Here is an 11,216-nt window from a genome sequence, read left to right as displayed (position 1 = left end):
CACTCTCAGACGACGGCCTTCGGCCGCAGCCAACCCTTGCGGCCGCGCAGGGAGCGCAGGTACAGGGCCGCGGGCAGGGTGCGGACGCGGTCGGGCAGGTGCGGGTAGACGCGGCGCGTCGTGCGCATGAGCAGGTCGAATCCGCGCTGGTGACCGGACGACCAGCGGATGCCGTACTTCTCGCGCAGCTCCGGCGGCAGCAGCCCGCCCGACAGGAACCGCTGGGTGTACGTGAGCGGCCACAGCAGCGGGTTGGCCGGGCGGAACAGCTGTGCGGCCAGTCCGCGCGCGACGTCGCCCACCTCCAGGCGGTCCATCGCCTTGTCCCAGTAGACGTCGAACTCCGCCGGGCTGGCCGGCCACTCCTCGGGCGGCAGGCCCAGGGCGGTCGCGAACATCGACGCCTCGTCGAGGTAGTCGGCGAACTCCTCCTCGCTCAACTCGCGGACGGTCAGCTCGTAGAGCCGGACCCCCGAGTGGAACAGGGTGGCGGCCACCCACATGAGCAGGTCCGGGTCGAGCGCGCGGTAGGTGGGGCCGGTGACCCGGCGGTGCATCGCCAGGACGATGGCACGGACCCGTTCGCGCTCCTCCTCGCTGCCGTAGGCCAGCCCGTACACGTAGTAGAGCGTGCCGCGCAGCCGGTCGAGCGGCCGCGACGAGAAGTCGCTGTGGTCGTGGACGCCCTGCGCGACGCTCGGGTGGGCGATCTGCAGCAGCACGGCGTACCCGGCGCCGCCCAGCAGGCTGACCTCGGAGCTGATCCGCCGCAGTGGCGAGTCATCGGACGTTGGACCCATGCCTGGATCGTATGCCGGTGACCGTTCGGTGCACCGGAGGGCTCGCCGCCTGCATTCGTGTGGCTATGTGATGGCCGCGGGGCCGGCTCCCAGCGCCGATCCGCTCAGTGCGCGACACGCCCCGGGTCGGGCCAGGACATCGGCGTTGTCCACGTACTGGTCCACCGACCCTACCGGCGGCCGGCCGCGCAGAGCGGGGTCGTGAACGCGCTCCAGGAGCGCGCGGGTGAACCGCTCGGCGTCCAGGACCGGGTAGGGGCGGGAGTGGAAGGGGCGGGGGCGGGTGTCCAGGGCCGCGGCCAGGCCGGTGCGGTTCTGCCGTTCGGCGAGCAGGGCGCACGCCCGGGCCAGGGCCTCGAGGTCGGCCTCCGTCGCCCGGGTCAGGAGCGGCGTGAGCTCACCCGACCCGGGCAGGCGGGCGAAGGCGCTGCCGAGCCACTTGGGGTAGGGCGGGTACCGGCGTTCCAGGAGCAGGGCCAGGCGCAGGAGGTCGCGCACGATCCCCGCGGCCACGACCCGGGCGCCGAGGTCGTCCCCGGCCTCGGCGCACCGCCCGACGAACGGTTCCACCTGGGCCACCCGCCGCCACTGGCAGGCCAGCACGTACCGCCACACGTCGTCGGGGTACCAGGACAGGCGCCGGCGGACACGGGTGAGGTCGCCGACCGGGTCGTGGAAGACCGCTCCGCCCACGACGGAGCCCAGGCGCTGGGTGGGCGCGGCCAGCCAGTCGGCGGTCCCGACGCCGCGGAGGGGGTCGAAGCCGAGCACGCCGCCGCACCACGCGGCCAGGTCGGCCACCTCCACGCCGTGCCGCCCCTCGGGGGAGCCGGTGTGGTCCAGCAGGCGCACGCCGGGATCGCCGGGGGCGGGCACGAACCGGGTCGGCCAGCCGCGGATCCGGTCCGGCAGGCGGTCGGCCAGGAGCCGGCGCACGCGAGCCCGGTCCCCGGGATCGGCGAGGAACAGGTGGAGGCGCGGCCCCCAGTCGTGGTCGGTGGAGCGCTCGGTGTCCAGGCCGAGCACCTCCGATCCGGGGCCGATGAGCGCCGCGGCATAGGGCGTCTCGGGCAGGTGGGCGGACAGCAGCGGCGCCACGGCGTCGGTGTAGAGGGCTCGCGCGAGATCGAGGCCGGGCAGGAACGGGGGCGGCATGGCGGTGATCGTAGGGGCCCGCTCCGCCGGTGGCCATGGGTTTTCGCTCCGGGACGCGTGCGGCCTCGTCCCGGGTGGGGGAAGGAAAGTGTGGCCTGGAGGTCAGGTCTGGTTCCACGGGCGACACGGGTCTGCGGGCGCGGTCCCGGTCCGGGGCCAGACCGCGGGCGGGGCGGGCGGAGCACGGCCCAGGTCGCCGCCACGACCGCTCCCGGGTCACACCCGTACCAGCGAGCGCCGGCCGCCCGCCGGGCGCGGCCACTGGTACGGGCCGGGGTCGTCAACGCCCCGTAATGGGGGTCTTGACGGGGAGTGACGGCCTTTCTACGGTCGCGGCCATGGACGGGTGGAGGTTCCGGGTCCGCCGGGCGACCTCCAGGACGACGTGGTCCGCTGCCGTCGGGAGTGATCCGACCCCGGGGGTCTCCCCGTCCGCCCTGGACCGCAGACGGTCCGTGTCATCCCGCTATGTTCCCCGGCACCGGACCGACGAGGTCCGGGACCCGGGGATCGTGACCGAAGGGCCCCCGTACATGACGTTCCGCAACAGAATCCGTTCCGCCTCAGCCGTCGCCGCGGCCACGGCGCTGCTCTTCACGCTCATGCCCGCCGGTGTCGCCAGCGCCCACGGCTACGTCTCGGCCCCGCCCAGCCGCCAGGCGCAGTGCGCCGCCGGAGTGGTGGAGTGCGGCGGCATCCAGTGGGAGCCGCAGAGTGTCGAGGGCCCCAAGGGCCTCACCAGCTGCTCCGGTGGGAACTCCCGCTTCTCCGAGCTCGACGACGACGGCCACGGCTGGCAGGTGACCCCGGTGGGTACCTCGCTGACCTTCACGTGGACCCTCACCGCCATGCACTCCACCGCCAACTGGGAGTACTTCATCGGTGGACAGCGCATCGCCAACTTCGAGGACGGCGGAGCCCGGCCGCCGTCGACCGTCACGCACGACGTCGACCTGTCCGGATACAGCGGTCAGCAGAAGGTCCTGGCCGTGTGGAACGTCGCCGACACGGACAACGCCTTCTACGCCTGTGTGGACGTCAACGTCGGCGCGGGGCTTGACCACCAGCGCGGTCTGATCCTCAGCGCGGTCTGATCCCTGACCTGGCCCCTGACTCGGCCTGATCCCAGGCCCGGCCCCTGACCCGGCCTGGTCCCCGGCTTGGCCCGTGACCCGGCCCGGCCCCTGACCCGGTCGTCCCGGCCCGGTTCCCCCACCGGGCCGGGACGACCGCCGGCGGCCTGACCGGAACAGGACACGGGCCGCCCCGGCCGTGGTCTGGCCCGTCCCGCCATGGGACGATGCCGAGCGTCAGGTGTCGACCGCCGCTCGGACGGACCCACGCATGGGACAGCCCTTCCCTCCCCCCGGACAGCCTTCCCATGGGCCGGCTTCCGCATGGCCAGGCCCGCCGGTGCCGCCTTCGGACGGGCCGCGTCCTTCCGCTCCGCCGCCCGGACCCTGGACGGGACCGCCTCCCGGCTCACCTCCCGGCTCACCTCCCGGTTCGCCTCCGGGACCTCCGCCCGGCCCGCCCCACCCGGGCCACCCCACGGGGTACCCGCCTCCCCCGCGGCCGCCCCGCACCGGGCTGACCGTGGCGGTCACCGCGGTGACGACCCTGGCCGTGGCAGGACTCCTCACATGGGCCGGCGCCTCCGCCCTGGCCTCCCCGGCCCAGCTGCGCGCCGCGCCCGGCCTGCCGCCCGATCCGTGTGCGGAGGTCGAGGAGGGCACCCTGGACGGGATCGACGGCGAGCTCTCTTCCTGGCACACGGGCGTCTACTCCAACGGGTGCACCTGGCAAACGTCCCTGGGCGGCCACCAGGACACGTTCCTGGACTTCAGCCGTTCGGTGCCGATGTCGGACGCCGACGCGCGGGTGGCGGAGGAGTTCGAGGAGGAGGCCCATGACAACGCCGACGACCTGTACCGCTCGCGTGTCGACGAGGCCGGAGAACTCGGTTACGAGTCCGAGGACGCGGCCGTCGTCGACACCCGGGAGAAGGCCCTGGACTTCGGGGACGAGAGCGTGCTCGTCGTGGCCGACAGCGGCTACGGGGTCTCCGACGAGGTGTCCCAGCGCGTGACCGTCGTCGTCCGCGAAGGCGACCTCGTCAGCCGGATCAGCGTCAGCTTTCCCACCAGCGGTGACGTCATCAGCGCGGACGAGGCCGAGGAACTGCTCTCCGACGTGACCACCGACATCTTCGGTGAGGCGCCGCCCGTTCCGAGCAGCGCGTGGACGACGTCCAGGACAGGAGACCCGCCGTGTACGACGGCCCAGCACAGCAGTTCCCGCCGCCCCCGCCGCCCCCGGGGTCGGCGGTTCCGGCGGTCACCCGAAGGGGCGGCACCGGGCGCACCGTGGCGATCACCGTGGCGGCGACGCTCGCCGCCTACGCCGTGGTGGCCGGAGTCGTCGCGTCGGCCACCCTCACCGGCGGTGGCGCGGATCCGGCCGGAGCGCAGACCGGGCCCGGGGTGCCCACCGAACCGTGCGCGGCCCCCTCCCGGTCCCAGCTCGGCGGTGTCTCGGCCCGCATGCCCACCGCGAGGTTCTCCGAGACCTCCGCCTCCTGCGCGTGGTACGCCGAGTTCTCGGACGGCTCCCTCGGGTTCCTCCACCTCGCCTATCGACTTCCCTCCGCCGGAGCAGCGGACGAGGCGGCGGCTGAGGCGACGGCCGAGGCGGAGTTCGAGCTGCGCAGGAACGAGCTGGTCGACGGCTCCGACGACGAGTACTGGACCATGGAGGTCCTGGAGTCCCGTGAGGTCGGCCTCGGGGACGAGGCCGTGGTGTCGCACTTCCGGGAGGGTGACGACGAGGTCGGTAGCCGGGCCGCGGTCCTGGTGAGAGCGGAGAGCGTCCTGGTCGAGGTCTCGGCGAGCGAGCCCTGGGAGGGCCGCTCGGGCGGGACCGACTTCTCCGGGGACGAGGAACTCCTCCTCTCCATCGCAGAACGCGCGGTGACCGTGCTGGACTGATGACCGGCGCCGTCCCGGGCCCGGCCGTCAGCCGAAGACGAGGCCGACGTCCTTGTCCACGCAGACCCTCAGGGCGGCGATCAGCTGCCGGGTGTCGTCCACGCGCCGGCGGACGACGGGATCACCGCCGTCGTGCGCCCCCCGTTCGACGATCTCCTCCAACCGGGGGAGCATGGCCGCGCACTGCGACGGCGTGAGGTCGGCGCCGTCGTCGTCCGGATGGTCGAGCAGCGGTGCCAACGTGGAGGTGACGCCGCTCCACGCGCGCTCTCCGCCGAAGCCGGCCATCTCGGCGAGAACGAACCCCTCGGCCCGGGCCAGCCACTCGCGGAACATGCCGAAGCCGCTGTAGGACCAGGAGACGTCCGGGCTGGTCAGATCGTCGTCTCCGGGGAAGAGCACCAGGCCCATCGTGTCCTCCTCGCTCGTCCGCCGGATCCAGGGGAGCAGCGCCGTGCACCGGCTCCGACGCCCGTCCGTGCACATCCTGCACGGCAGACCCTTCGGCGGTCCAGCCCTCGGCGGTCCAGCCCTCGGCGGTCCAGCCCTCGGTGGTCCAGCCTCAGCGGGACAGGGCGGGAACGAGTTCGGCCAGTGCGCCGCCCGAGGCCAGCGAGCTGCCGACCCCCACCCCCAGCGCTCCGGCGCGCAGGTATTCCGGCGCGCTCCGCGCGTCGACGCCGCCGGTGGCCACCACCCGCAGCTCCGGGAACGGCCCGGCGAGCGCGGAGATCCAGGACGGGCCCAGGATGCTCGCGGGGAACGCCTTGACGGCGCTCACGCCGAGCCGCAGGGCCTGGCCGGCCTCGGTCGGGGTGGCGACCCCGGGAAGGAACGGAACGCCCAGGCGCTCGGCCGCGGCGACGGTGTCGGGATCGAGGCCGGGCGCCACGCCGAAGCGCGCCCCGGCGTCCACCGCGCGGCGCAGCCGTTCGGGAGTGGTGAGCGTTCCCGCGCCGACCGGGAAGCGTCCCTCCGCGGCACGGACGACCGCCTCCAGGGCCGGGAGCCCGGACTCGCTCTCCAGCGTGACCTCCACCAGCCGCACACCGGCCGACCAGGCCTGGCGGGCCGCGGCGACCGCGTCGTCGGGGGAGGCGCCGCGCAGGATCAGCATCAGCGGCACCGGGGTCAGGCCGTCGGTGAAGTAGTCGGCCCATCCGGAGAGGGGGACGCCCTGGGCGCCGTCGGCGTTCGTGGCGGGGCTCGTGGCGGGGCTCGCGGCAGGGTTCGCGGCAGGGTCCGCGGTGGCGTGCGCTTCCGCTCCCGCGGGGGTGTTCGTGTCGGTCATCCGTGGCTCCAACCCAGTTCTTCGCTGATGTCGCGTGCGGTGGCGGTGAGGTCCCCGGTGAGGGCGAGCAGGTCGGGCCGGTCCAGGACCATGCTGGGGGCGGAGACCGAGATCGCCGCCGCCACCCGACCGGCCGCGTCGAAGACCGGCGCGGCCACGCAGTGGATGAACTCCTCGTGCTCGAAGTCGTCCAGGGACCAGCCCCGCTCGGCGGTGCGGGCCAGCTCCTCGTCGAGCGCGGCCCGGTCCGTGCGGGTGTTCGGGGTGCACGACTCGAACGGCGGCTCGCCGAGCAGGGCGTCGCGTTCGCGTTCCGGCAGGTGGGCGAGGATCGCCTTGCCGATTCCGGTGGCGTGCAGAGGCGCCAGCGCGCCGATGTGGGAGTACATGCGCACGGCGTGCCGCGACTCCACCTTGTCCAGGTACATCACGCGTCCGCCCTCCAACGCGCCCAGGTGGATGGTCTGGCCGGTCGTGGCGCCCAGTTCGCGCAGGTGCCGGGCGGCCAGGCCCCGGATGTCCAGGCCCTGGAGCGCGGCCGCGGCGAGCGTGGCCATGCGCGGTCCGAGCTGGTAGCTGCCGTCGTCGGTGCGGCGCACGAACCGCTGTTCCTCCAGGGTGCGCAGCAGGCGCAGTGAGGTCGTGCGGTGCACGTCGAGGCGGCGGCCGAGCTCACTGATGGTGGTGGGGCCGTCGGCCAGCTCCACGAGTATCCGCATGGCGCGTTCGACACTGTTGGACACCGGTAGTTCTCCCCTTGGTCGTCACGGGCGGGCCCGAGGTCAGGCTCCCAGGTCAGGGCCGGAGACAGTCTCCCAGGAGGTGCGGGAGCCGCGGGTGGCGTGGTCGGTGGGGGAGGCGTCGGAGGCGGAAGAGGTGCTGGAGGCGTTGGAGGTGCTGGAGGCATCGGTGGCAGGAGAGGCGCCAGGGGTTCGGGAGCCACGGGAGGCGTCGGGGTCACGGGGGGACACCGGCTGAGCGGGGATGTCGCCGCGGAGCCCCAGGACGATCCCGGCCAGCCGTGCGCCCTCGGCCAGGCACTCGGGCATGGGCGCGTCGTCCAGGAACCGGTCCAGGAACCCGGCGGCGAAGGCGTCCCCTGCGCCGACCGGTTCGACGACCTCGACTCTGGGAGCGGCCTGGAACCATGACCGGTCGCCGCGGACGGCGGTGGCGCCCCGCGCGCCCTGCTTGACGACGAGCAGGTCCGGGCCGCGCAGCAGCTCGCGCAGCCGCTCCGGATCGGTCACGCCCCACAGCGACTGGGCCTCGTCGAGACCGCAGAAGACCAGGTCGGCGCGGCGGGCGAGGTCCAGGAGGCGGTCGGCGTTGCGGGCGTCGTGCAGGGCGGGCCGGTAGTTGACGTCGAAACTGCGCAGGGTGCCGGGTGGGGCGGAGTCCAACAGTTCCTCGACGAGTTCGTCGGCGGAGGGGGACAGGGCCGCGGTGATGCCGGACGTGTGGACCAGGCGGGGGCGCAGCCGCCAGGCCTGTGCGGCGTCCGGACGACCGAGGGTGGAGGCGGCCGAGCCCCGGCGCCAGTAGCGCACCCGGGTCCCCTCGGGGCCCGGCTCCTTCATGTAGAGGCCGGTGGTGCGTGCGTGGTCGGTGCGCGCGACGCAGCGCACGCCGGCGTCGGTGAGGCGGGAGCGGATGAGGTCGCCGAAGGGGTCCTCGCCCAGGGCGCTGAGCCAGGCCGCGGAACGGCCGGCCCGGGCCAGGTGCACGGCGACGTTGGACTCGGCTCCGCCGATGTCGGCGTGGAAGCGGGGCGGGGCGCATGGGCCGCCGCCGGGTCCGCTGCCGGGTCCGCCGCCCGGTCCGCCGCCCGGTCCGGAGCCCGGTCCGGAGCCGGTGCCGGCGGTGGTGCCGAAGGCGGGGGCCTCGGGCCCGGAGCCCGTGCGGAGCGCGCCGCCGGGTCCGGGTGCGTCTGCGCCCGGGCCCTCCGGTGGCGGGCCGTCGGGGATCAGCAGCGCCATCGTCTCGCCCACGCACACGGCATCGACCGGTTCCGGCGCGCTACCGGGGTGGGCAGAGGAATGCGGCTCGTCCTCGGCCCGCTGCGGCATGTTCACCCACGACCTCCCGATGGTTGTCCGCGTCACAGGGGGTGTTGACCTGCGGCACTGCCGAATGCTATTCCTGGCGATGGCAAATATGCAACAGTGCTGCGTATAGCGCAGCATCGAAGGGAATGGTTGGTGTGTGGGACCTGTTGCTGCGCGGCGGCCGCGTCATCGACCCCGATACGGGGCGCGACGGAACGGCCGACATCGCCGTGCGTGCGGGCCGGATCGCCGCCGTGGCCTCCGGTCTTCCGGCCGACCAGGCCGTGCGGACCGTCGACGTCACCGGTCGACTCGTCCTGCCCGGCCTGGTCGACCTGCACACCCACCTGTGGCACGGGGCCACCTACTGGGGACTCGACCCGGTCGCTCTGGCCTGGCGCACCGGCGTGACGACCTGGGTCGACGCCGGATCCGCCGGCGCCTACGCGATGGACGGCCTGCGCCGCACCGTGGCCGAGCCCGCGCCCTTCCAGGTGCACGCGCTGATCAACGTCTCCGGACTCGGCCTGGTCGGCCGGACCGGTGAGCACCACGTCCTGGACAACCTCGACGTCGACGCCGCCGTCGCGGTCGCCGCCGAGCAGGGCGACCTGGTCCGCGGCGTCAAGGCGCGCATCGACCGGCACACCGTCGGCGAGCACGGCGTGGAGCCGCTGCGCCGTGCCGCGGCCCTGGCCCGCCGCATCGAACGGCCGCTCATGGTGCACATCGGCTACGGCCCGCCCGGGCTCGCCGACGTCGAACCCTTCCTGGAGGAGGGCGACATCCTCACCCACTGCGCCACCGGCGTCGCCCCCGACCTGATCGCCGACGGACGGCCCACCGACGCCCTCCTCCGCCTGCGCGACTCCGGTGTGGTCTTCGACCTGGGGCACGGATCGGGGGCGTTCGACTTCGACGTGCTCGAAGCCGAACTCGCCGCGGGGGTCGAACCGGTCGTCTCCACCGACCTGCACATCCGATCGGTGTACGGGCCGGCGTTCGACCTGCCGACGGTGATGGGCAAGGCCATGGCGGCCGGGATGGACCTGGCCCGGACCGTCGCCGCCGTCACCGTCCGCCCGGCGCGCGCCCTCGGACTCGACGCCGGGACGCTCGCGATCGGCGCTCGGGCGGACATCGCGGTGTTCGACGCCGAGCGGGGCTCGTTCCCCACCGTGGACGTGCACGGCGGAGTCCGCGACGCGCCGCTGCGGCTGACGAACACCGCCACCTACGCCGCGGGCCGCCTGCTCGAACCGCACGCCGCGGCCGCCCCGCCGGTGTGGGTCCCGCTCAGTGACGCCCAGCGGCGGGCCGAGGAGGAGCGGCACGCACGGGTCCGGGCCAGCGTGCGGCACCTGGACCGGCCCGAGGACTTCGACGAACCCTTCCCCCGCCCCACGGGAGCACAGCGATGACCGACACCACGCCCCGGCCCGGGCACTCGGACCAGGCTCCGACCGCGGACGCGACCGCCGCCCCGGCCCGCCCGGACCCGAACTCGGACCCGGCCCGCCCGAACTCCGCCTCGTCTCGGACTCCGGCTTCGGACCCGAACTCGGACCGCCCGAACTCGGACCGCCCGAACCCGGCTCCGTCTCCGATCGCCGGGACCGGCCTGCCCGCCGGTCCCCTGGCCGCCCTGGACGCCTCACCCGTCGAAGCGCGGTCCCTGCCGCACAGCCCCACCACCGCCGCCGAGGTCCGCTCCGCCGGCCTGCACCTGCGCGACCTCTGGCTGCCCGCCGTCACGCTGGACGAATCGGCCCTGCGCCACAACCTCGACCGCTTCGCGCGCTGGTGCGCCGACCAGGGCGCCGACCTCGCCCCGCACGCCAAGACCACCATGTCGCCGCACCTGTGGTCGGCGCAGCTGAAGCGCGGCGCCTGGGGGCTCACCGCCGCCACCACCGCCCAGGCCCGCACCATGCGGTCCTTCGGCGCCCCGCGCGTGCTCATCGCCAACGAGGTCGTGGAGGAGGGCCAGCTCGCGTGGATCGCCGACGCCCTGGCCGACCCGGACTTCCACCTCCTCTGCCTGGCCGACTCCGCCGCCGGTGTGCGGATCATGGAGTCGGCCCTGGCCGACGCCGCCCGCCCCCTCCCCGTGCTCGTGGAACTGGGCGTGGAGGGGCGGCGCACGGGTGTGCGCGACCTCGACGACGCCCTCGACCTCGCCCGCCGGATCGCCGCCTCCCCGGTGCTGACCCTGGCCGGGGTCGAGGCCTTCGAGGGAGTGTTCCCACAGCGCCGCGACGACGACTCGCCCGCGCGGGTCCGCTCCTGGCTGGACCGGCTTCTCGACTTCGCGCGCCGCGCCGACGCCGAGGGCCTGTTCGCCGGCGCCGACGAGGTGATCGTCACCGCGGGCGGCAGCAGCTACCCCGATCTGGTCGCCGACGCCCTCTCCACCCCGCCCGAACTGTCGCTGCCGGTCCGCCGGATCATCCGCTCCGGCTGCTACCTCACCCACGACGACCTCTTCATGGAGCGCGCCTCACCGCTGCGCTCCGCCGCGGTCGCCGATCCCCTGCGCCCCGCGCTCAGCGCCCACGCACGCGTGCTGTCCCGACCCGAACCCGGGCGGGCCCTGCTGGGCGTCGGCAAGCGCGACGTGTCGTTCGACATCGACCTGCCCGTCCCCCGCGCCCTGCTGCGCGGCGACCGGCGGATCCCGCTGGAGGGCACCGCCCGCGTCGTCGAACTCAACGACCACCACGCGTTCCTCGACTTCACCGGAACCGGCGACCAGGCGCCCGACGTGGGCGACATCGTCGAACTGGGGCTGTCACACCCGTGCACGGTGTTCGACAAGTGGCCGCTGATTCCGGTACTCGATTCCGAGGGCCGGGTCGTGGACGCCGTCCGCACCCTGTTCTGACCGCGCCGGCCACACCCGGCGCCTCGCACCCGCACTCAAGGAGGGCTCACA

10 protein-coding genes are annotated in these 11,216 nt (G+C 74.4%); 4 read left to right on the top strand and 6 right to left on the bottom strand.

The window, feature by feature from the left end:
* Positions 1–5: 5 nt before the first annotated feature.
* The gene (locus tag DFP74_RS10405; RefSeq protein ID WP_121181505.1) at positions 6–800 is read right to left on the bottom strand and encodes an oxygenase MpaB family protein; all 795 of its coding nucleotides are present in this window, start codon (positions 798–800) and stop codon (positions 6–8) included.
* A 63-nt stretch (positions 801–863) separates the two neighbouring features.
* Positions 864–1,955 (bottom strand): DUF4037 domain-containing protein, encoded by a 1,092-nt coding sequence (locus tag DFP74_RS10400; RefSeq protein ID WP_121181504.1) that lies wholly within the window; start codon positions 1,953–1,955, stop codon positions 864–866.
* A 533-nt stretch (positions 1,956–2,488) separates the two neighbouring features.
* Here DFP74_RS10400 and DFP74_RS10395 point away from each other — a divergent pair.
* Together DFP74_RS10395 and DFP74_RS10390 are read left to right on the top strand one after the other, a co-directional pair.
* Entirely contained in the window at positions 2,489–3,049 is a 561-nt protein-coding gene (locus tag DFP74_RS10395) for a lytic polysaccharide monooxygenase auxiliary activity family 9 protein (RefSeq protein WP_121181503.1), read from the top strand.
* 1,176 nt (positions 3,050–4,225) lie between these two features.
* Positions 4,226–4,942, top strand: a complete 717-nt coding sequence (locus DFP74_RS10390) for a hypothetical protein (RefSeq protein WP_233570904.1) — start codon at positions 4,226–4,228, stop codon at positions 4,940–4,942.
* A gap of 27 nt (positions 4,943–4,969) precedes the next feature.
* Here the strand turns inward: DFP74_RS10390 and DFP74_RS10385 are convergent, their stop codons facing one another.
* The 4 genes from DFP74_RS10385 to DFP74_RS35145 form a co-directional block, all read right to left on the bottom strand.
* The gene (locus tag DFP74_RS10385) at positions 4,970–5,353 is read right to left on the bottom strand and encodes a hypothetical protein (protein ID WP_121181501.1); all 384 of its coding nucleotides are present in this window, start codon (positions 5,351–5,353) and stop codon (positions 4,970–4,972) included.
* Positions 5,354–5,504: 151 nt separating this feature from the next.
* Positions 5,505–6,059 (bottom strand): bifunctional 4-hydroxy-2-oxoglutarate aldolase/2-dehydro-3-deoxy-phosphogluconate aldolase, encoded by a 555-nt coding sequence (locus DFP74_RS10380; RefSeq protein ID WP_370013500.1) that lies wholly within the window; start codon positions 6,057–6,059, stop codon positions 5,505–5,507.
* 170 nt (positions 6,060–6,229) lie between these two features.
* A complete protein-coding gene (locus DFP74_RS10375; RefSeq protein WP_121181499.1) occupies positions 6,230–6,976 on the bottom strand; it encodes an IclR family transcriptional regulator in 747 nt (248 codons plus the stop codon).
* Between the two features lie 39 nt (positions 6,977–7,015).
* Positions 7,016–8,302: a sugar kinase gene (locus DFP74_RS35145; protein WP_370013499.1), complete on the bottom strand. Its 1,287-nt coding sequence runs from the start codon at positions 8,300–8,302 to the stop codon at positions 7,016–7,018.
* A 134-nt stretch (positions 8,303–8,436) separates the two neighbouring features.
* Between DFP74_RS35145 and DFP74_RS10365 the strand changes: the two genes are divergently transcribed.
* Positions 8,437–9,702 (top strand): amidohydrolase family protein, encoded by a 1,266-nt coding sequence (locus DFP74_RS10365; protein WP_121181498.1) that lies wholly within the window; start codon positions 8,437–8,439, stop codon positions 9,700–9,702.
* Entirely contained in the window at positions 9,699–11,165 is a 1,467-nt protein-coding gene (locus tag DFP74_RS10360) for an alanine racemase (RefSeq protein WP_233570903.1), read from the top strand. Before DFP74_RS10365 ends, DFP74_RS10360 begins: the two co-directional genes overlap by 4 nt.
* Positions 11,166–11,216: the final 51 nt, after the last annotated feature.

Source organism: Nocardiopsis sp. Huas11, assembly GCF_003634495.1.
Taxonomy (GTDB): domain Bacteria; phylum Actinomycetota; class Actinomycetes; order Streptosporangiales; family Streptosporangiaceae; genus Nocardiopsis.
The sequence above is the reverse complement of the archived record's forward strand: the minus strand, read 5'-3'. Positions and strand labels throughout refer to the sequence as shown.